Genomic DNA, 21,211 nt, shown 5'->3' on the forward strand with positions numbered 1-21,211 from the left:
TAACTATTTAAATGACTCCAGTTAAAACCGCATGCTACATGGCTGTATAGCTACATTCCCGTATACACAGGCCCACTGCCACCTTCTGGCGGAACCCAAACAATATTCTGCGTTGGGTCTTTAATATCGCAAGTTTTGCAATGAATGCAGTTTTGCGCGTTGATTTGCAGATGCGGCGCATTATCCTTTTGAATAATCTCATACACGCCAGCTGGACAATAACGCTGCTCTGGCGCATCATATTTAGGCAAATTAATGCTAATCGGCACATTCGCATCGATTAACTTTAAATGGCACGGTTGATTCGCATCGTGCGCGATATTACTTAAATTAATTGAATTCAGCTTATCAAAACTAAATATACCATCTGGTTTTGGGTAATTAATCACAGGCATTTCAGCCGCTGGTTTAAGGCTGTCATGGTCAGCTTTTTGATGTGGCAGCGTCCAAGGTGTTTTTATTTTGAATGCGGCTAACCACATTTCAACACCGCCAAGCAACATACCGCCCCAACTACCAAATAGTGATAACAAAGGTTTTACATTGCGCACCGCTTGTAAATCCTGCCAAACCCAAGAGTTGCGCAATGCTTCAGGATAAGCCGTTAACAGGCTTTCTTTTACGTCGTTTGAATTCTCACTGTTAAAAGCCTCAAATACTGCTTCAGCCGCCAACATGCCGGATTTCATGGCATTGTGGCTGCCTTTGATGCGCGGCACATTCACCATGCCAGCGCTACAACCGATTAACGCGCCACCAGGGAAAATCAAATTAGGCAGCGATTGCAATCCGCCCTCGCTAATCGCTCTGGCACCGTAACTTAAGCGTTTTCCACCTTGCAAAAGCGCTTTGATTTTTGGATGGGTTTTAAAACGCTGAAATTCATCAAATAGCGACAAATGCGGATTGGCGTAATCCAAATGCACCACAAAACCGATAGAAACCAATTGCTCGCCATAATGATAAATAAAAGAACCGCCACCGGTATCGGCATTCAACGGCCAGCCAATACTATGTTGCACCAAGCCCAATTTGTGCTGTTCCGCAGAAACACGCCACACTTCTTTAAAACCCAAACCATATTTTTGCGGCGATGCATTTTCACGCAGCTTAAAACGCGCTTCCAACTGACGCGTCAACGAACCGCGTGTGCCTTCCGCAATTAATGTATAAGGCGCACGGATTTCGATACCTTGCACAAATTGCGCAGTTGGCTCACCGTTCGCATCGCGACCCATATCGCCTGTGATAATACCTACTACTTGTCCATCTTCATACAGCATTTCCTGCGCAGAAAATCCTGCGTAGATCTCAACGCCCAACGCTTCGGCTTGTTCGCCCAACCAGCGGCAAACATCACCAAGGCTGGCAATATAGTTACCTTTATTGCTCATTAACGGTGGCAATAAACGGTGTGGAATCGCCCAGGATTTAGCCTGGCTTAAGATTAAAAACTCATCATCACTTACTGGCGTATTCAGCGGAGCACCTAATTCGCGCCAGTTTGGAATTAACTCATTTAAAGCAATAGGATCGATTACCGCGCCAGAAAGAATATGCGCGCCCACTTCTGCGCCTTTTTCTAGCACGCAGACACTTAATTCCTGACCCGACTCTTGCGCCAATTGTTTAAGCCGAATCGCCGCTGCCAAACCTGCTGGGCCTGCGCCTACAATCAATACGTCATAATTCATTACATCACGCTGCATGACATTTCCTTGTTTTCAATCTTATATTTTTATATTTGTTGTTTAATATTTGTATATTGATGACTTATTATTTAAGCCACTTTTAATCTGCTTTTACTTAACGGTTTAATTTAGGCAACTTCTGGCAGATTAACCAAATCACTTCTTTCAACGCCCGCTGTCAGCTCTTTGCACAATGCCAAAAACTCACGCATGCCAGTTGTTTGATATTTCTGCTTATGCCACAAAAAATAAAAAAATCGGCCCAAATTAAGTTGCGGTGTGGCTAGTGGCACCAAACTGCCGCGCCTGAACGCATCTTTAAGCGCCAAGCGCGAAATACAACCAATGCCCAAACCAGACTCTACCGCGCGCTTGATTGCTTCGGTATGTTCCAACTCAAGCCGAATATTTAATTGCGCATTATAATTGTGAAAAGCACGATTAAACGTTTCTCGCGTACCAGATCCTTTTTCACGCAAAATCCAAGGCTCCAATAATAATTGCTCTGTCGTCACTTTGCGCAGCTTTGCCAAGGGATGATTAGGCGCACTAAAAACCACTAATTCATCTGCAACCCAAGGCTGCACGGTAATATCGGGATGATAACAATCGCCTTCGATTAAACCTAAATCTAATTCATGATTGGCGATTTGCTGCACAATGGCGCTGGTATTTTGCACCTGCAATTGAATACGACTTTCTGGATGCGATTGTAAAAATCGCGCGACTAATATAGTGACAAGATAATTGCCCACCGTTAAGGTTGCACCAATTTTCATGTGCCCAAAGCTGATATGGCCTTGCAGCAAAGCTTCAATCTCTTTTGCTCTATCCAGCAACTCTACCGCACGTGGTAACAATTGCTGGCCAGTTTCGTTGATGCGTAGTGATTTGTTCACGCGATCAAACAGTTGCAAATCGAACTGCTTTTCAAGCTCGCCTAATGCGGTGCTGGTAGCAGATTGTGACAATGACAACTCCTCAGCCGCGCGCGATACGCTGGCAGTGCGGCTGATGGCTACAAAAATCTCTAGTTGTCTTAAGCTGTATTTCACTTGTTATATTTCATTGGCGCATTTGCTTATACCAATAACATATATCTATATTACAGATATATATAATCATTATAATCCATTTAACATATAGTTGATTTTACTATAAAATACGCGTTAATTGTTAAGGAAGCGGTTATGAAAATACTGGTCGCAGTAAAACGAGTGGTTGATTACAACATTAAAGTGCGTGTTAAACCAGATGGTTCTGATGTCGATATTGCAGGCGTGAAAATGAGCGTTAATCCGTTTGATGAAAATGCCATTGAAGAAGCGTTACGTTTAAAAGAACAAGGCAAAGCGACTGAAGTAATCGCGGTTTCATTTGGTTCGACCGCAAACCATGATGTACTAAGACATGCGCTGGCAATGGGTGCAGACCGCGCTATTTTAGTAGAAAGCACTGAGAAACTGCAATCATTAGGCGTGGCTAAATTATTAAAAGCGGTTGTGTTACGCGAACAAGCCAACCTGATTATTTTGGGCAAACAATCCATTGATGATGATGCGGGGCAAATGGGGCAAATGTTGGCGGCGCTGTTAGATTATCCGCAAGCGACGTTTGCATCGTCTATCAAACTAGAAGGCAATGAAGCGACTGTGACGCGCGAGGTAGATGGCGGAACTGAAACATTAACCTTAGATTTACCCGCCGTGATTACCGCTGATTTACGCTTAAATGAACCGCGCTTTGTGAAATTGCCTAACTTGATGATGGCGAGAAAAAAACCGATTGAAAGTATTAATGCAAGCGAGTTAGATTTAGACACTCAACCGCGTTTAACGCTATTAAAAGTATCTGAGCCGCCAGCTAGAAAAGCCGGTATCAAAGTAAATAGCATTGAAGAATTAGTCAGTAAATTGCGTGCGCATGAAGGAATACAGCTATGAAAACTTTGATTTTAGCGGAGCATAACGGCAAAGAACTCAGCCCATCCGTGCAACAGGCAGTTACTGCGGCACAGTTTTGGCAAGCGCCTATCGATTTATTAGTGGCTGGTGGCAATGAAGCGATTCTGCAAAAAGCCGCGTCAATTTCAGGCGTCACGCGTGTCGTTCACGCCAATGCGGCGCACTTGGCGCATCCACTGGCAGAAGACGTGGCGAATTTAATTGTGACTATCGCCAAAGATTACCAAGTGATTTTAGCGGCGCACTCTTCTTTCAGTCGTAATATCTTGCCGCGCGTTGGCGCTTTGTTAGATGTAGCGATGATTTCGGATGCATTGACGATTCAAGCAAATAACACTTATACGCGCTCTGGCTATGCTGGCAATGTGCATAATTTGATTCAAAGTGTGGATAAAACACAAGTGTTAACCATTCACAGCAGCAGTTTCTCAGCCGCCACCATTAATCTTTCTGGTGCCGCGAATACTGAAATTGTGAATATCGATGCACCAGCCGCTTTCACTAAAACGCGCTGGGTCAGTGAAACGCATAATCAGTCAGACAGGCCTGCGCTTACTTCCGCCAAAATTGTCGTCTCTGGCGGTAGATCACTAGGTAGCGCCGAAAAATTTGAAGAAGTATTGTCGCCATTGGCGACTAAACTTGGCGCAGCTTTAGGCGCTACCCGCGCGGCGGTAGATGCAGGTTACGCCCCAAATGATATTCAAGTAGGCCAAACAGGCGTAGTGGTTGCGCCAGAGCTTTATATCGCAATCGGTGTTTCTGGTGCCGTTCAACACACTTACGGCATGAAAGATAGTAAAATTGTGGTCGCCATTAACCAAGATCCCGATGCGCCGATTTTTCAAGTAGCTGATTATGGCTTGGTCGCGGATCTTTTTGAGGCAGTTCCTACACTCACAGCGGCACTAGTAAAATAAGAATCACGCATAACAACAATCATTCATAATGATAAAATATTATCTATAGAAAACATTAACTTATGAGCAAATACTCTACCGAACGCGTGTTAAGCGTTCATCATTGGAACGACACCTTATTCAGCTTTAAAACTACGCGTGATCCAGGTTTGCGTTTTGAAAACGGCCAGTTTGTGATGATTGGCCTTGAAGTTGATGGTCGCCCACTAGCGCGCGCCTACAGCGTTGCCAGCCCAAACTATGAAGAGCATTTAGAGTTTTTCAGTATTAAAGTACCGAATGGCCCACTCACCTCACGCTTGCAGCATTTAAAAGTCGGTGATGATATTTTGATTGGTCGCAAACCGACTGGTACGCTGGTGATTCACGATTTAAAACCTGCAAAAAATCTTTACTTTTTATCAACTGGTACAGGTTTAGCGCCTTTTATCAGCTTGATTCAAGACATTGACGTGTATGAAAAATATGAAAAAGTGATTGTGATTCATGGCGTGCGCTATGTGAGCGAACTGGCTTATGCCGATTTTATTGAAAAAGAATTGCCAAACAACGAGTTTTTTGGCGATTTAGTGCGTGAGAAATTAATCTATTACCCAACGGTGACGCGTGAACCATTCCGCAATCAGGGCAGATTAACCGACTTGATTAACTCAGGTAAATTGTTTGAAGATATCGGTTTACCTCCGCTAGACCCAGCCAATGACCGCGCGATGATTTGTGGTAGCCCACAAATGTTAGCGGATACATCTGCATTATTGGATGCCAGAAATTTTGTGGAGTCCCCAAGAATCGGCGTGCCAGGCGATTACGTGATTGAACGCGCTTTCGTTGAGAAGTAAAACTACAAAATAATTGATACAAAAAAAGTGTTAACTAAGTTTTAGTTAACACTTTTAAATGATTAGTTTTTAAGCAATCAGGTAACTGCTAAACGGTTACCTGATTTTTTTACGCTATTTTCTAACACCTTATTTTTTAATCAACTCACCCTCAAACACATACACAGAACGCGGTTGCAACTGCAAAGTTTCTTGAGTGTTAACAAAATCAGTCTGCAACGCAGAGGTCAAAATCGGTTTCCAATGATGTTGATCGATACAAGGAATCTGCGCTTCAATCGCAACATGTGAGGCATTTAAAAATACCAATATCGAACGCTCATCTTTTCCAGCAGCGGTTTTGTGTGGTGGCGCAAACTTAACTACCATCGACTTATTATTCGGGTCATTCCAATAATCATCCATCATCACTTCGCCGTTCACATTAAACCAAGTGACGTCTGAATTGCCATGCTCATTCAGTTTGCCCGTCAAAAACTCAGCTCTAGAAATGGCGTTATATTTTTTGCGTAAAGCGGCTAAATCGCCGACAAAATTAACCAAGCCGTCATCTGCTTTATCCCAATTAACCCAACCTATTTCGTTATTTTGGCAGTAAGTATTGTTATTGCCGGATTGCGAATTATTCAACTCGTCACCTGCTAATAACATTGGCACGCCTTGCGATAAGAATAATGTCGCCAAGAAATTTCTTTTTTGCTGTGAGCGCAATGCGTTAATTTCAACCGAATCTGTTTCGCCTTCTACACCACAATTCCAACTGCGATTATCATTGGCGCCGTCATTATTATCTTCACCGTTCGCTTCATTATGCTTTTCATTGTAAGAAACCAAATCATGCAGCGTGAAACCATCGTGCGCGGTAATAAAGTTAACGCTAGACCAAGGCCGGCGATTCTGTTCATTGAACAAATCGCTAGAAGCCGCAAATCGGCTAGAAAATTTTGACAGTAAACTTTCTTTACCTGTCCAAAATTCGCGCACCACATCACGATAATCGCCATTCCATTCTGAAAAACCAGGTGGGAATGAACCCAACTGAAAGCCGCCCGGGCCAACGTCCCACGGCTCTGCAATCAATTTACATTGGCTTAATACAGGGTCTTGCAACATGGCGTGAAATAACGCATGGTCACGATTGAATCCATGTTGATCACGGCCTAAAGTTAACGCCAAGTCGAATCTGAAACCATCGATGCCATACACGGTTGCCCACATGCGTAAGCTATCCATAATCATCTGCAATACTTTAGGGTGCGATGTATTTAATGCGTTACCACAACCAGTTAAGTTATCGTAAAAACGTGGGTTTCCAGGCAGCTCTTTGTAATAACTTAAGTTATCGATGCCTTTCCAAGATAATGTTGGGCCTAAGTGATTACCTTCACAAGTGTGGTTATAAACCACATCTAGAATCACCTCAATGCCCGCTTCATGCAGACTATCGACCGTTCTCGCAATCTCTTCTAACTCACCAGAACCCATATAAGCTGGCTCTGGGGCAAAATAAGAGAGATTGTTATAGCCCCAATAATTGGCTAGATTCTTCTCAATCAAATAGTGATCTTGTGTAAAAGCGTGAATAGGCAACAACTCAATGGCAGTTACGCCAATTTTATGTAGATGGCTGATTAATACAGAATCGCTCAGAGCCGCGAATGTGCCGCGAACATCCTCAGGAATCAGCGGATGCTGCATGGTTAAACCTCTAACATGCGCTTCGTAAATGACACTTTTCGGCCAACGAATATTGGGCTTTTTGGCTTTTACTAAAACAGCACAATCTATCACAATGCCTTTTGGCATAAAAGCAGCGCTATCGCGCTCATCTATAATCAAATCTGCATCTGGCGCATCACTTAAGGTATAGCCATACAGCGAATCATCCCATTTAATCGCGCCGTGCAATTTTCTGGCGTAAGGGTCTAACAGCAATTTATTGGCATTAAAACGCTGGCCTTGCATAGGATCCCACGGCCCGTCTACGCGATAGCCATAACGCTGACCCGGCTTGATGCCTTCAAGATAACCATGCCAAATGCCGTTAGTACATTCTTTGAGTTCAATCCGTTCCATTTCAGAGCTGCCATCTGCACTGAACAAACAAACCGTTACGCTGGTGGCATGGTCTGAAAACAACGCAAAATTCGTACCCTTTCCATTATAGTTTGCACCTCTCGGGTAGGGCAGTCCTTCTTTTAACGTTGTCATTTGCGAATCCTGTTCTAAATAAATAGCTTGGTGATGCAAGTGTGCTTAATGCTTAAAAATGCTTGGATATTTGGTTTGATTATAAATAGCAGCAATCCGTTCAAACATCAGATAACCAGAATTTAATTGTAGGACTGTTCTGACAAAATTTGAATCAGCGTTTGTGCAAAATTCATTCATAAAAATGCAGTGTTTTATAGGGTTAAGTATGTTCCATTAACACATCTAAAAAATCTTCACCATAACGGTCTAATTTAGCGCGCCCAACGCCCATAATTTGACTCATTTCCAGCAAACTACTGGGGCGGCGATTTAAAATCTCAATCAAAGTGGTGTCATGAAAAATAACATAAGGCGGTACGGCTTGCTCATGCGCCAGCGCTAAACGCTTGGCTTTTAGCGCCAGCCAAAGTGGGTCATCAGCTAATCCATCATAAGCCGCTTTAGCATTTGCACTGCGCCCTGCTTTGCTGATTTTGCGGTTTTCAATTTCCGCATCGCGCCTTAACCATACTTCCGCCAAACCTTTTAATACAGGGCGTGCAGCTTCGGTGAGTTTTAAGCCGCCATGCGAATCAATATCGCTATGCAAAAATCCACTAGCGACTAACTGCCTAAATACGCTGCTCCACTGTGTTTGTGCAAGGTCTTTGCCCACACCAAATACCGTTAACGTTTGATGGCTGAATTGCGTTATTTTTGGGTTAGTTTTACCCATTAACACATCCATTAGATGCACTACACCAAAACGCTGGCCTGTACGATACACCGCTGACAACGCCATTTGTGCTGCTTGTGTCGCATCCCATGTATCGACAGGCTGCAAACAATTATCGCATTGTCCACAATTGCCCGCATGTTGTTCGCCAAAGTAGCGCAATAAGGTTTGGTGGCGACAACTGACCGATTCGCAAAAGCCCAATAACGCATCCAACTTTTGCCGCTCGACTTGTTTGCGCGCGTCTGATGCATCGCTTGAATCCAGCATTTGACGCATGCTCACCACATCGCCCACACCAAACGTCATCCAGGCATTGGCTGGCAAACCATCGCGACCAGCGCGGCCAGTTTCTTGATAATAACTTTCCATGCTTTTAGGTAAATCCAAATGCGCCACAAAACGCACATTCGGCTTATCAATCCCCATGCCAAAAGCAATCGTCGCCACCATAATCACACCTTCTTCGCGTAAAAAACGGCGCTGGTTTTGGTTGCGAATACTCACATCTAAGCCTGCATGATAAGGTAGCGCATCCCAGCCACGCGCTTGCAACCAAGCGGCTGTTTCTTCTACTTTTCGACGCGACAAACAGTACACAATACCGGCATCGTTCGCATGCTCAGTTTCTAAAAATGCTTCTAATTGTTCACGCGCTTTATGTTTTGGCGTGACGCGATAACGAATATTCGGGCGGTCGAAACTAGAGACGAATTGTTGCGCATTTTCCAAGGATAATCGCTCAACGATTTCTGCACGTGTCGGTGCATCGGCTGTGGCGGTTAGTGCGATACGCGGCACATTGGGAAAACGCGTATGCAACGCGGTGAGTTTGCGATATTCGGGCCGAAAATCATGCCCCCATTCAGATACGCAGTGCGCTTCATCAATGGCAAATAGCGCAATGCCTGTGTGTATTTCCACTTGTTCCAGTTGTGCCAAAAAACCGCTTAATAACAGCCGTTCAGGCGCAACATACAGAATATCCAAATCTCCCTGAATCAATTGTGCTGTGACTTGGCGCGCTTCATCTGCGCTTAAACTGGAATTTAAAAAGGCAGCTTTTACACCTAACTGTTGCAAAACATCTACTTGATCTTGCATCAACGCGATGAGCGGCGAAACCACAATAGCTACGCCGTTACGCAATAAAGCCGGCAATTGATAACACAGTGATTTTCCGCCGCCTGTGGGCATTAACACCAGTGCATCGCCGCCAGCGACCATGTGTTCAACAATGGCTTGCTGTTCACCTCTAAAACTGGAATATCCGAATACTTCGTGCAGGCGCTGCTGTGCTGGGGAGGCTGTCATCATGTCCATTGTACACCGCGAACTAGCTTGCTTTAAGGCAAGGCGTGTATAAAAGTGGCTTTATATTATGTAGGTTGAGAATCTATTTTTGTAGTCAACTGCACAATATGCGTTTGGGGATGATTAAAGGCTTTTAATAGTAGTTTATAGGTATCTAAATCAAATTTAAATTCGACTTTTTGCTGTAATTTTTCTGTTAAGTCTGCGTCATTCTCAATTGCACCGAGATAAGTCCAATACTCAAAAACATGTAATTGTATTTTGTCATTTTCTGCATTTTGTTCGCGGATACCAATCTTGCCAGCATAGGGCCAACTTTTAAGTTTGTGCGCTACCAATGCCTGCTGTAAGCGCAAATAATGTATTTCTGCCGATTCACGGCCGCAACAAACACCTTTGCAGCGCTTAATTTGACTGGCAAAACACGCACCGTTACCAGCAGGCTCTAAGCCCAATAAACGTGGACATAATTGATGCGCTTCGGCTATCTTGCGCAGCGCTTCTATCGCTTGGCGTTTACTTTTAAATGTGCCGAATAACACACCCAATTCAGCTGGATTAATATCGCTTTCACGCACTAGCGTTAATAGATTTTTGGCTTGAGGATCAGAGTTTAATTTCCAGCTGCATATTTGTCGTTCACTACGCAATTGGCGATTATAAATTGGCTGACGTTCTTTAATTAACTTAGATTCCAACAACAAAGCACTAAAGTCGCCTGCAGTAGTTAACCATTCAATATGCTTGATTTCTTGAGAGATACGCATTTCTTTCGTAGATGCGTGATCTGAACTAAAATGCGATAACACGCGTGCGCGAATATTCACGCTCTTACCGATATACAGTGGCAAATCGTTGTCGCCATAAAACAAGTAAACACCAGGCGTTTCGGGCATATCGTCCAACAATGTTGCATCTAAATGAGATGGCAATGTTGGCTGACTCATTAACTGCGCCGCGGCGCGGAAAATCGGCGCTTCGCCCAGTTCTAATTTTGCGGACTCCAAAAATGCCAACATTACTTCCACATCGCCCATCGCGCGATGGCGGGCAATCGTGGTGAGATTATGCCGTTGCATAATCGCATCTAATCCATGACTTTTGTGTTGCGGATAAAGTAGGCGCGAAAGCTTGACTGTGCACAGCACTTTTTGCCGAAAAGTAATGCCGATGCGCTTAAATTCCGCTTTGATAAAACCGTGATCGAAACGCACGTTATGCGCCGCCAACACTGAGCCTTCTAAAAAACTCAGCAGTTTATCCGCTACATCAGCAAAAACTGGCGCGTTTGCGACCATTTCATTATTAATAGTGGTCAATTGCTGGATAAATGGCGGAATCGGTTGTTCAGGATTAACCAGCGCTTGCCAACGCGCGACTTCGACGCCATGCTCAAAACGCACCAAGGCAATTTCCGTAATACGGTCGTGCAATGGCGTTGCGCCTGTTGTTTCAAGGTCTAAATAAGTGATGGCTGGCAACATAATCATGAAGTGTTAACGGTTTTTTTGTGTCAATTAGTTAGGTGAGTTTAATAGAATAATAGCGCGTGTTATTTGCGCTGTTAGCTTTTATTTAAGGTTTTTAATCGCAGCTATGCGACTTTTCTAATCCGCATCAGCTAGCGAAATCACCAAATTGACATATATATAAAATCAAACTGAAATATTTCGCGGTAATACTGTTATTTTTTATAACGGATATAAACCATGAAACTTTTAAACAGATTACGTGAATTACGCAATGATTATTACGCGGTAGAATCAATTGAAACAGATATCGAAAATGAGTATTTAGACACGATTGGTGTTGGTACAACAACGGTTGATGACATTATTCGCCTGAATTTAGAGCATATTAATTTGCAACAACAAGCGCCACTTGCGCGTTATGTTTATTAATCTGATTAATGTGATTTTGTAACAAAAATTTTTGCTACTTAATACTAAAAATTAGCCAACTTTTTTAAACCCATTTGGGTTGCTTGATTGCCAGCGCCAAGTATCGGCGCACATATCTTCTAAACTGCGTTTTGCTTTCCAACCCAGCAATTCTTTTGCGACGTTGGAGTCGGCATAATTAATCGCCACATCGCCCAAACGTCTGGGCAAAATTTCGTACGGAATATTTTTTGCGCTGCTTTTGGCAAACGCATTCACCACATCTAACACGCTGTAACCAATGCCAGTACCCAAGTTAACCGTAATCATGCGTTGATTTTTGCTTAAGTAATCCAGCGCAGCCACATGACCATCGGCCAAATCCATCACATGAATATAATCACGTACTCCAGTGCCATCGTGCGTGGCGTAATCATCGCCAAATACGCGCAATTTGGCTAAACGCCCAACCGCCACTTGCGCCACATACGGCAACAAATTATTGGGAATGCCATTGGGATCTTCACCGATTAAGCCGCTGCTGTGCGCGCCAATCGGATTAAAATAACGTAATAAAGCGATGCGCCAAGTGTCGTCGGCTTTATGTAAATCGCGCAGAATATCTTCAACCATTAACTTAGAACGACCATACGGATTGGTCGCGCTTAAGGGGAAATCTTCTTTAATCGGCACGCTGGCTGGGTCGCCATAAACGGTTGCGGATGAGCTAAAGACGATATTCTTAACGTTAAATTCCGCCATTACTTCCAATAGATTCAAACTACCAGTGACGTTGTTATCGTAATAAAGTTGCGGTTTTTCGGCGGATTCACCTACGGCTTTTAACCCCGCAAAATGAATGACTGCAGTAATGCTATGCGCTTCAAAAACAGCACGCATCGCTAGTTTATGGCGAACATCCGCTTGAATAAATTCAATGGTTTTGCCAGTAATTTGCTGCACGCGGGTGAGCGATTCTGGGGAGCTATTCGATAGATTATCGACCACCACAATCTCATGCCCAGCTTCCAACATTTGCAAAACGGTGTGCGAGCCGATATAACCCGCGCCACCTGTAATTAATATAGCCATACTTTTTTAGCCCAAAACGGAAAGATTGAATAATTTAAATTGAATCATACTGCATAAATTGTGCAGGACTTAACTTATGCAAAAGACAGTACATTTTACTAGTGGCGACTATACATGACAGTTAAGTCAATATGATGAATAAATATGCGTTAATAAATGCAGTAAAAATAAGTGTTAACTCGTTAATTTATTTGATGAAATGATTATGAAGACAAGCCCAACGTGCGCAAATTAGCCACGCGACCGTGATAAAGCGCAGACACTAAATCCGACTGCGTAACGATACCGACCAAGCGCCTATCTTCATCCACCACCGGAATATGATGATGCACATCTTTATGCGTCATTAATGGAATCAGTTCGATAATATGCATATGGATATTGGCTGTAGTCGCTGGCGAAGTCATGATTTGCCCAGCCACTTCTGGCTTTTCGGAATACACCGTGGTCGTGGCTTTAATAAAACGTTTTAGCTTCGCTTCAAATCCCTCATACACTTCTAAATTGGCGCTTTCCATAAAATCGATTTGGGTAATCATGCCAATCACGCGTTTTGCCCGATCAATCACTGGTAGCGCTTTGATTTTATGTTTTCTTAACAATGCCCAAGCCTGCTCTAGCTCTGTACCAAATTCCACGCTAATCACATCTTTCGACATAATATCCGCACAAGTGATTTCACCGAAGCGCCGCCGATAAGCGTGCATCTCGGTCTGTTGTAACAACGTTTGCAAATCGTCACGGCTCACATCCAACACTTGATTATATTGTTTCAGCACCTCATCCAAATCGGCTGGCGTAAATCCAAAACGCATTTCTGGCGGAATATCTTTGGTTTGATGGGAATCTGCCGATTTGACTGCATGCGGATAAGCTCTGCGCGTGGCGTTGTTAAAAATAAGCGCGACGCTTAGTAATAATAAGGAATTAATGCCAACCGGGGAAAGCACAAAGCCGTAACCTTGCTCGATGATAATTGGTCCGCCCAAAACCGCTGTTAGCGCCACCGCGCCGCTGGGCGGGTGCAAACAGCGCAATGCGAACATTACCGCGATAGATATGCCAACGGCCAATGCAGCCGCAATTGCGATATTGCTAATCCATAATGCACACGTAACGCCGATAATCGCAGCAGAAATATTACCGCCAATAATCGACCAAGGTTGCGCTAAAGGGCTGGAAGGTACTGCAAATAACAACACCGCAGATGCGCCGATTGGCGCGATTAAATATGGCAGCGTTTGGGTATTGCCTTCGATTAAATAAGTCGCCAAACTGGTGATCAGTATGCCGATTAACGCGCCAATACTAGCGCGCAAGCGTTCTGTATAATTAATGTTAATTGGCTCTGGCGAAAAGCCTTTTATCCACTCTGTCAGTTTAGTCACGTTGATTGCTACCCATAAAATTGCTAGCAATTCTACAACATGCACCGTTTTGATGCACCGCTTAAAACTGGCGGAATTAGACTTTAAGTCTAGGTGTAAAGATATGACACAAAAACTGCATAAAAAAACAGGTTAACTATTGATGAAAGCAACTTATCTGCAATCATTAACGTTAACCTGTTGAGGCTAAACTAATATTAAATAATATGTTAGTTTGTAGCTGGTGCTGCAGCTTCTGGTGAAGTTGGCTGTACTTTGTTGCCTTTAGTTGTACCAGCATTTTGCTCTTTGGTTTTTTGCAATTTGCTTTTCTTATGATGATCGCCTTCAGTAGGTTGCGCAGCACCTTTTTCAGTACGTTTGTTTTGCTCAACCACTTGTGGCGATTCTGAATTACCTAAGTTGCTAGCCGCATCATTTGTACCACCTGTGTTTGTTTCAACTGCACCTTTGTCAGTACGCAGATTTTGTTGTTTAATCTGTGGTGCTTCTGAAGTGCCGATTGCGCTCGCATCATCTGCGTTATTAGTGCTAGTTGCAGATATGGCAGAAAACGCACTAACGGCAAACGCAACGGCGAAAATAGTTGAAATAAATTGATGCATATTGATTCCTTTATAAAATTTAAATGGCATACAGTAACGAGTTAACAATTTTGTTTGACGAAAATCGTTAACCCGTTTGATTGGTTAATGCACTTGCATTTCAGCAATATCGCGCAATTGTTTCACTTCATCGTGATTGCGTTCTGCACCTTTAAGTTGACGTAGTATCAACAAATTAGCGCCTGCAGGCATTGTTTTGGTAGACGCTTCGCGATAAGCATTCAATGCCACATCTTCGCCACGCTCTACTTCATTTAAAACGGCTAAATTATCATTGCTTGAGATTGCCGTTTTAATGTCTAACCAGCGACGATGTAAATAACCGCTAATAGAGGCAGAATCTGCAGGTTTTCCACCTAATTCGCGCACCAGCGCTTGCAGTTCATAGACGCTTTGTTTTACTTCATGTGAGCGATGTAAAAAATAAGCTTTCAATTTCGCATCGTCCACAGCTTGGGATGACTGCAAAAAGCCTTCCTCGCCATCAATAGAAACCTCAATTAGTCCGTTTAATACGGATACCGCTTCGTCATTATTCATATTGGTTCTCCTTAAATTTAGCGCTAGACAGCACACCAATTAAATTAAATCAGCCTAAAACTTGCATTAGCCTAAGGTCATACTTTCTAGCTTTTTAAGCATTGCTGGCATCAGATAAATCAGGAAATGTGTGTGAGAATCGACTGTCAGACACTTACACCAGCAATCATTGGAATCAGTAATCGTTGGCATCAACAATCATTAGCGTTTATCATCTAAAAATAGTGATCAGCAAAATGTTTCTATTGTTCGACCACTACTTAACCATTAAAAAGTCTCAACAATGATGCAAGCACTCAAAATTAGAATCGCTTTAGGAAAATCCATCGCCATGGGTCCAGGCAAGGCAGATTTATTGGATGCCATCGATGCGCACGGCTCTATTTCAGCAGCGGCAAAGCAAATGAAAATGTCTTATCGCAGAGCGTGGGAATTAGTGGATGTGATGAATAAATGTTTCAACCAGCCATTGGTGATCAGCTCGCCAGGCGGCGTTAATGGTGGTGGTGCACAACTGTCTGAATTTGGTCGCACTACTCTTAAAAGCTATCGAGATTTAGTGGCAAAGTCCTCCCTTGCTGCTCAAGTAGAACTCGACCAGATTTTGTCCAATATCAAACGCTAATCTTTAAACTTAATTCCGCTTTTAATTTAATCCCACAAACTTAATTCAATTTTGGATTTTCAAGCTTAATTTTGAGCGCCTATCGCTATTCCCATTTGAAAATAACGTTAATTATGATTAAATGGGAATAGCGAAAGTAAACGTCTGTTTCTGATTGTATTGACCTAAAACCGCTCTCAAATTAAGCAAGATTCATCGTAAATATTGATGATAAATGCACTGAAAATACTGATTGCTAACGGCGGCAATCAATTGATAGACAAAAATTAAAACAACAGAATAACGCACTAAATATCGCATTCTTAAAAATTTTAAAATAGGGGAAGATTTAAATGAATGTTTTATTGCCACTAAAAAAGAAAAAACTTGCCGTGATTTCCAGTTGTTTTCTTTCTGTTATTAGTCACGTGCCAAATAGTATTGCGGCAGAAGATAGTAGTGTGTTTACCCTAGGTCAGATTGTGGTGGTGGCTCCCAAGGATCAAGATACAGAAACAGCTTTGGGCATTGACACACTTGACCGTGAACAACTCTGGGATTTTAGTAAAAACGGTGTCGCCGATGCGCTAAACCTGATTCCTGGCGTAGCGACCACACCCGTTTCCGTATCGTCGAGTTCCTCGGGACGCCGCAACGAGTCGGATATTAGTCTGCGTGGTCTAGACCGCACACGCGTCCCGCTGACCATCGATGGCATCCGCCTTTTCTTACCTGCTGACAACCGTATCGATTTCGGTCGGTTCTTGACACCTGACCTTTCGGAAATTCAGGTCGTCAAAGGCTACGTCTCAGTCCTCAACGGCCCGGATGGTTTTGGTGGGGCCATCAACCTGGTGACGCGCAAGCCAGTCAAGGACTTCGAAGGTGAAATACGTTACTCTGCACTGCTGGGTGGAGATGGTCAGCATGACGGGGATATTTGGTATGCGAATCTCGGCGGTAAGCAGGAGAAATTTTACTGGCAAGCCAGCCTGCAGCAACGTGATATTGACGGCTGGCGGCTTTCCAAAGATTACAAACCAGAATTGCCGACTACTGCGCCTAACTATCAAGACAACGGTCTGCGCAATTTCTCAGATTCGAGCGACTGGCGCGGCAGCCTCAAGTTTGGCTTTACTCCGAACGACACTGATGAATACTCATTCAACTATTCCAAGCAAAGTGGTGAAAAACGTCGCGCTCCGCCGGTACGTGGATGCGATGATGCCCAAAGCATTAATACAACAACATGTGCGCCAGGTGATGTCCGCCTTTGGGATTGGCCTGTATGGGATACGTCTAGCCTTTACTTTCTGTCGAACACACAGATTGACACCAAGTCCTATTTGAAAACGCGCGTGTATTACAATACCTTCGACAATCGGCTGGATTTCTATACCGTTGCACCAGGCGGCGGCAATCGCCTTGGCACCTTGGCTAACTCCAGTTTTTACGATGATAATTCCAAGGGATTCAGCATTGAACTTGGAACCCAGCATCTTGCACAACAGACTCTGAAAACATCCGTACACTATCGCCGTGACGAGCACAATGAGTTGAACACCAATCGGACTAATAACTCAGCAGTGGCTGCCAACAACAATCCGCCTGAACCAAAGCAAAAAACGGTTGAGGATATTTGGTCATTCGCGGTAGAAGACACTTGGCATGTCGCAGATACGGTTGACTTAGTTGGCGGCATCAGCCGAGACATGCGCGGATCTAAGCAAGCAGAAGAATTCAACCTACCGGCACCAGGGCAGCCAGCAGCACTTTTCAATCTTCCAGTTAAGGACACGAATGCTACAAACTACCAGGCTGCGGCGATCTGGCGTTACCAGCCTGGTGGGAAGGCGCATTTTTCGGTATCAGACCGTGTACGTTTCCCAACTATCTTTGAGCGCTTTAGCGGACGGTTTGGATCTGCAGTCTCTAATCCCGGGCTTGATCCGGAACGTTCACTCAATTATGAATTAGGTATTGAGGACAATCTGGTTAAGGGTGTGCGTGGCAATGCAACAATCTTTCATAACAGAATCAGGGATTATATCCAGCAAGTACCTAATGCTGTTTTTGTACCGGGGGCTGGTGGAGGCTTTTCCAATCAAAACCAGAACGTCGGTGAAGCCACGATTAAGGGTTTGGAGCTTGGTATTGTAGCCTCGGTGATGTCCACACTAGAAGTGGGTGGCAATTATTCTTGGATAGATGCTGATATCACACCTCCGCCAGGCACAGTTACGTTGTATCCGTATCTGGCCACCCCTAAAAATAAGGGCTTCCTCTATGCAAAATGGAACCCAACAGACAAATGGAACATTGTGCCAAGCTATGAAGTTGCAGATAGTCGATGGTCTTCGCAGTTAAATGGGATTCCAGGACCTAGATATGTGAAAACGGGTTCCTACGACTTACTTAACCTTAAGGTTGATTACAGGGTCGTTCGCGACTGGGTAGTGTCTTTTGCAGCCAATAATCTGCTCGACAAGAATTATGAATTATCGGCTGGCTATCCTTCGCATGGTCGTAACTTCCTGTTATCGAGTCGTTACCAGTTTTAATCGTGCAATGGCCGCTGCGGCATCTGAGACCATATGCGCTTACCATGTCTTCACATGCGTTGGCGCACATGGTTTCATCTAAGTTATCTGTTTTAATAAAGTGAGCAATCATGACCAGCCACTATCAACTTCAATCGTTAAAGCAGCTGCTGTTGGTTGGCAGCTTAATGCTAGTCAGTCTGTTTGCGACTGCGGCGGATAAAGTTGTGGTATTGACCAGTTACCCTCAGGAAGTGGTCAGTCAATTTGAAATCTCTTTCGAGCGTGAATATCCACAATACAAACTAGAAGTTTTGTGGAAGCAATCACGCGATGCACTGGATTATTTGCATCTGCCCGCACAAGGTGCGGCAGATGTATATTGGTCGCCAGCGCAACGCAATTTTACGCAATTAAAAAATGAGCACGCATTTCAGAAATTAGAGACTGATACTAAAAATCTGCCAACTGAGGTTGCTGGCTATACGATTTCTGACAAAGATAGTTTTTATGCCGCAACTGAAATCGCTGGTTTTGGCATGGCGGTCAATCCCGGCAAACTAGCGCAGTCGAATATTGCATTGCCACAAGATTGGCAAGATTTAACCAGCCCGCAATTTCGCAATCAAGTCGTGATGCCGATTCCATCCAAAGTAGGTTTTTCGCCAGCTTTATATGACACTTTATTACAAGGATATGGCTGGGAACTAGGCTGGGCTTTAATCACAAAAATGGCGGCTAATGCCAAACTAGCAGATTCTGGTTCTACTTTTATTACGGATGATGTAGGCAGAGGCCAGTTTATGGCTGGCTTAACGATTGATTTCTTCGCCGTTTCGGCTATCGCCAACGGTGCGCCACTTCAATTTATCTACCCTAAAATAGTGGGTTATTCGCCCGCGCATATTGCGATTTTGCGCGATTCACCTAATCCGGAAGGCGCGAAAGCTTTTAGTAATTTCGTCGTGTCAGAATCTGGTCAAAAATTGTTGTTTCATCCAGATATTCAAAAACTGCCCGCTCGGCCATCTGTTTACCAATATAAACCAAATGGTTATTTCAATCCATTTGAGCAGAAAATCTCCGTTAATAATTGGCGTTACGATACTGAGTTGGCGTTAAAGCGTCAAAATCTAGTTGCCGCATTGTTCGATGCCCGTATCACGCGTCACCACGCAATACTGAAGGAAGTGTGGCAATCGATTGAAAAAGCCAAGCAGCAAGTCGGGCAAAATAATCCGCGTTTATTAACAGTTATTAAAATGGCTGAAATGCAGATTTTGACTGAATCGCAAGCGAATGATGCAGACTTGCAAAAACTGTTTTCACAGAAAGACGATAAAAATGTAGCCGCACAAAAAATACAAGAAGCTGAATGGGACACGCAGATTCAAAAGCGTTATCAACAAGTCATTGAGTTGACACATCAGCTATTGCTTAAGCAATAACAACAGTGCGTCATTCGGTATTATTAGTCACTGCTTTATTAGTTGCCACGTGTTCGGGCATATTAATCGCGCAAGGTGCAGAAAAAGTTGGCTTAGTTAACGTGATGACAGAAGCAAATAATAGAGAAGCTTATTCGCAAGCCATTCAACCATTGGATGCCACGCAAAATGCTGCTTTTTTTAGAGGCCGTTCTTTAGTGCGCCAAAGTTGGATTATTCCGCCATCGCAAGATGCATCGATTGCAGGACTAGGTCCGCTCTACAATCGTAACTCTTGCGTTGCTTGCCACAGCAAAAACGGACGTGGCCACGCGCCAGATGGTCCGCAAGATAGCTTGAGAGCAATGCTTGTTCGCTTAAGTTTGCCAAACCGCACATCAACAAATGCGCCAATGCCGCACCCTTGGTATGGCGATCAAATAAATGAGTTTGGTGTGAACGGCAATGAAAACAACGTGCCTGCAGAAGCCAAAATTCAAATTTCTTACACTGAAACGATATTTACCTTTAAAGATGGCGAACAGGTCAATTTGCGCTCACCGACTATACATTTAACCGAATTGACCTATGGAAATCTGGCACCAGATACGCAATTTTCCGCAAGAATCGCGCCTGGTATTTATGGCATGGGGCTTTTAGCGGCCATACCAGAACAACAGATGATTGACTTGGCAGCACAAGCCAAGCCAGATGGTATCTCTGGCAAAGTGAACCGCGTGTGGGATGCTGAAACGCAGAAAACCCAGCTTGGCCGGTTTGGTTGGAAAGCCAATATTGCGGATATTAAAATGCAAACTGCCAGCGCACTTGCAGGTGATATGGGTATTACTTCGACACATTTTCCAAATGCCAATTGTGCGACTAAACAACAAACTTGCATGCGATTAAACACGCCGAACGAAGTAAACTCTAGTCAATTAGATGACATGGAATTTTATCAATTAGCTGTAGCGGTGCCGAAACAAAGAAATACCGACAATGCGCTGGTGATTAAAGGTGCGAAAATTTTCAAACAAGCCAATTGTGCAGCGTGCCATATCCCAGAAATGCGTACGGGCAAGTTTCCGCGCTTAACGCCGCTTTCAAATGTCACGATAAAGCCTTATACCGACCTACTTTTGCATAATATGGGTGCTGGTTTAGCAGATGGACGGCCAGATTTTCTAGCATCTGGAGAGGAATGGCGCACGCCACCGCTGTGGGGAATCGGACTTGCCAAGCAAGTGAATCTGCAAGCAGGATTTTTACATGATGGCCGCGCAAGAACACTGATGGAAGCCATTCTTTGGCATGGCGGAGAAGCAGAAAACGCAAAACAACGCGTCATTGATATGCCTTCTGATGAGCGCAAAGCGCTAATGAAGTTTTTGAATTCGCTGTGAAAACTAATGAGTAAACTTAACCAATAAAACTCAACAGTATTTTTAATACTCAATTAAGTAAACATTTTAACCAAC

The 21,211-nt window shown here is 43.8% G+C and carries 17 protein-coding genes; 8 read left to right on the forward strand and 9 right to left on the reverse strand.

The genetic code is table 11. From position 1 onward, the window contains the following. Positions 1 to 50: 50 nt before the first annotated feature. Positions 51 to 1,709 carry an electron transfer flavoprotein-ubiquinone oxidoreductase gene (locus tag METVE_RS0101645; protein ID WP_020166707.1) on the reverse strand — a complete coding sequence of 553 codons (1,659 nt, stop codon included), beginning with the start codon at positions 1,707 to 1,709 and terminating at the stop codon, positions 51 to 53. A gap of 110 nt (positions 1,710 to 1,819) precedes the next feature. After that, complete coding sequence (locus tag METVE_RS0101650) at positions 1,820 to 2,746, reverse strand: LysR family transcriptional regulator (RefSeq protein ID WP_020166708.1); 927 nt, start codon at positions 2,744 to 2,746, stop codon at positions 1,820 to 1,822. A gap of 135 nt (positions 2,747 to 2,881) precedes the next feature. Here METVE_RS0101650 and METVE_RS0101655 point away from each other — a divergent pair, with 135 nt between their 5' ends. The 3 genes from METVE_RS0101655 to METVE_RS0101665 all read left to right on the forward strand — a co-directional run bounded on the left by METVE_RS0101655 (position 2,882) and on the right by METVE_RS0101665 (position 5,414). Then, positions 2,882 to 3,634: an electron transfer flavoprotein subunit beta/FixA family protein gene (locus METVE_RS0101655; RefSeq protein ID WP_020166709.1), complete on the forward strand. Its 753-nt coding sequence runs from the start codon at positions 2,882 to 2,884 to the stop codon at positions 3,632 to 3,634. Further along, complete coding sequence (locus tag METVE_RS0101660) at positions 3,631 to 4,575, forward strand: electron transfer flavoprotein subunit alpha/FixB family protein (RefSeq protein WP_020166710.1); 945 nt, start codon at positions 3,631 to 3,633, stop codon at positions 4,573 to 4,575. The genes METVE_RS0101655 and METVE_RS0101660 overlap by 4 nt, the downstream gene beginning before the upstream one ends. A gap of 62 nt (positions 4,576 to 4,637) precedes the next feature. Then, a complete protein-coding gene (locus METVE_RS0101665; RefSeq protein WP_020166711.1) occupies positions 4,638 to 5,414 on the forward strand; it encodes a ferredoxin--NADP reductase in 777 nt (258 codons plus the stop codon). Positions 5,415 to 5,543: 129 nt separating this feature from the next. Here the strand turns inward: METVE_RS0101665 and glgX are convergent, their stop codons facing one another. The 3 genes from glgX to METVE_RS0101685 all read right to left on the reverse strand — a co-directional run bounded on the left by glgX (position 5,544) and on the right by METVE_RS0101685 (position 11,141). Beyond that, the gene (gene glgX, locus METVE_RS0101670) at positions 5,544 to 7,625 is read right to left on the reverse strand and encodes a glycogen debranching protein GlgX (protein ID WP_051085503.1); all 2,082 of its coding nucleotides are present in this window, start codon (positions 7,623 to 7,625) and stop codon (positions 5,544 to 5,546) included. Between the two features lie 202 nt (positions 7,626 to 7,827). Further along, complete coding sequence (gene recQ / locus METVE_RS0101680) at positions 7,828 to 9,657, reverse strand: DNA helicase RecQ (RefSeq protein WP_026361965.1); 1,830 nt, start codon at positions 9,655 to 9,657, stop codon at positions 7,828 to 7,830. 65 nt (positions 9,658 to 9,722) lie between these two features. Beyond that, positions 9,723 to 11,141 (reverse strand): exonuclease domain-containing protein, encoded by a 1,419-nt coding sequence (locus METVE_RS0101685; protein WP_020166715.1) that lies wholly within the window; start codon positions 11,139 to 11,141, stop codon positions 9,723 to 9,725. Between the two features lie 225 nt (positions 11,142 to 11,366). On the opposite strand from METVE_RS0101685, the gene METVE_RS0101690 reads away from it, so the two are divergent. Next, positions 11,367 to 11,558, forward strand: coding sequence for a hypothetical protein (locus METVE_RS0101690; protein WP_020166716.1), 192 nt, complete (start codon positions 11,367 to 11,369; stop codon positions 11,556 to 11,558). A 51-nt stretch (positions 11,559 to 11,609) separates the two neighbouring features. Here METVE_RS0101690 and galE read toward each other — a convergent pair whose 3' ends face one another. From galE to METVE_RS0101710, 4 genes are all read right to left on the reverse strand, one after another. Further along, the gene (galE, locus tag METVE_RS0101695; protein ID WP_020166717.1) at positions 11,610 to 12,629 is read right to left on the reverse strand and encodes a UDP-glucose 4-epimerase GalE; all 1,020 of its coding nucleotides are present in this window, start codon (positions 12,627 to 12,629) and stop codon (positions 11,610 to 11,612) included. 203 nt (positions 12,630 to 12,832) lie between these two features. Next, positions 12,833 to 14,062 carry an HPP family protein gene (locus tag METVE_RS0101700; protein WP_020166718.1) on the reverse strand — a complete coding sequence of 410 codons (1,230 nt, stop codon included), beginning with the start codon at positions 14,060 to 14,062 and terminating at the stop codon, positions 12,833 to 12,835. A 164-nt stretch (positions 14,063 to 14,226) separates the two neighbouring features. Then, a complete protein-coding gene (locus tag METVE_RS0101705) occupies positions 14,227 to 14,622 on the reverse strand; it encodes a hypothetical protein (RefSeq protein ID WP_232415361.1) in 396 nt (131 codons plus the stop codon). An 84-nt stretch (positions 14,623 to 14,706) separates the two neighbouring features. Next, entirely contained in the window at positions 14,707 to 15,162 is a 456-nt protein-coding gene (locus METVE_RS0101710) for a PA2169 family four-helix-bundle protein (RefSeq protein WP_020166720.1), read from the reverse strand. Between the two features lie 283 nt (positions 15,163 to 15,445). Between METVE_RS0101710 and METVE_RS0101715 the strand changes: the two genes are divergently transcribed. The 4 genes from METVE_RS0101715 (at position 15,446) to METVE_RS0101730 (ending at position 21,136) form a co-directional block, all read left to right on the forward strand. Continuing rightward, a complete protein-coding gene (locus METVE_RS0101715; protein WP_020166721.1) occupies positions 15,446 to 15,787 on the forward strand; it encodes a winged helix-turn-helix domain-containing protein in 342 nt (113 codons plus the stop codon). Between the two features lie 332 nt (positions 15,788 to 16,119). Then, positions 16,120 to 18,327 carry a TonB-dependent receptor plug domain-containing protein gene (locus METVE_RS0101720; RefSeq protein WP_020166722.1) on the forward strand — a complete coding sequence of 736 codons (2,208 nt, stop codon included), beginning with the start codon at positions 16,120 to 16,122 and terminating at the stop codon, positions 18,325 to 18,327. A 110-nt stretch (positions 18,328 to 18,437) separates the two neighbouring features. Then, on the forward strand, positions 18,438 to 19,754 hold the full coding sequence (locus METVE_RS0101725; protein WP_020166723.1) for an ABC transporter substrate-binding protein: 1,317 nt from the start codon (positions 18,438 to 18,440) through the stop codon (positions 19,752 to 19,754). 5 nt (positions 19,755 to 19,759) lie between these two features. Then, entirely contained in the window at positions 19,760 to 21,136 is a 1,377-nt protein-coding gene (locus METVE_RS0101730) for a di-heme oxidoreductase family protein (RefSeq protein WP_020166724.1), read from the forward strand. Positions 21,137 to 21,211 lie beyond the last annotated feature (75 nt).

The sequence above is a fragment of the Methylotenera versatilis 79 genome, from assembly GCF_000384375.1.
Taxonomy (GTDB): Bacteria; Pseudomonadota; Gammaproteobacteria; order Burkholderiales; family Methylophilaceae; genus Methylotenera_A; species Methylotenera_A versatilis_B.

What these genes read in the sequence shown, in the direction of transcription:
- METVE_RS0101685 (WP_020166715.1), bottom strand. Translation starts at nt 11,141, where the DNA reads ATGTTGCCAGCCATCACTTATTTAGACCTTGAAACAACAGGCGCAACG.
- galE (WP_020166717.1), bottom strand. Translation starts at nt 12,629, where the DNA reads ATGGCTATATTAATTACAGGTGGCGCGGGTTATATCGGCTCGCACACC.
- METVE_RS0101655 (WP_020166709.1), top strand. Translation starts at nt 2,882, where the DNA reads ATGAAAATACTGGTCGCAGTAAAACGAGTGGTTGATTACAACATTAAA.
- glgX (WP_051085503.1), bottom strand. Translation starts at nt 7,625, where the DNA reads ATGACAACGTTAAAAGAAGGACTGCCCTACCCGAGAGGTGCAAACTAT.
- METVE_RS0101715 (WP_020166721.1), top strand. Translation starts at nt 15,446, where the DNA reads ATGATGCAAGCACTCAAAATTAGAATCGCTTTAGGAAAATCCATCGCC.
- METVE_RS0101645 (WP_020166707.1), bottom strand. Translation starts at nt 1,709, where the DNA reads ATGCAGCGTGATGTAATGAATTATGACGTATTGATTGTAGGCGCAGGC.
- METVE_RS0101660 (WP_020166710.1), top strand. Translation starts at nt 3,631, where the DNA reads ATGAAAACTTTGATTTTAGCGGAGCATAACGGCAAAGAACTCAGCCCA.
- METVE_RS0101705 (WP_232415361.1), bottom strand. Translation starts at nt 14,622, where the DNA reads ATGCATCAATTTATTTCAACTATTTTCGCCGTTGCGTTTGCCGTTAGT.
- METVE_RS0101665 (WP_020166711.1), top strand. Translation starts at nt 4,638, where the DNA reads ATGAGCAAATACTCTACCGAACGCGTGTTAAGCGTTCATCATTGGAAC.
- METVE_RS0101720 (WP_020166722.1), top strand. Translation starts at nt 16,120, where the DNA reads ATGAATGTTTTATTGCCACTAAAAAAGAAAAAACTTGCCGTGATTTCC.
- METVE_RS0101710 (WP_020166720.1), bottom strand. Translation starts at nt 15,162, where the DNA reads ATGAATAATGACGAAGCGGTATCCGTATTAAACGGACTAATTGAGGTT.
- METVE_RS0101725 (WP_020166723.1), top strand. Translation starts at nt 18,438, where the DNA reads ATGACCAGCCACTATCAACTTCAATCGTTAAAGCAGCTGCTGTTGGTT.
- METVE_RS0101690 (WP_020166716.1), top strand. Translation starts at nt 11,367, where the DNA reads ATGAAACTTTTAAACAGATTACGTGAATTACGCAATGATTATTACGCG.
- recQ (WP_026361965.1), bottom strand. Translation starts at nt 9,657, where the DNA reads ATGACAGCCTCCCCAGCACAGCAGCGCCTGCACGAAGTATTCGGATAT.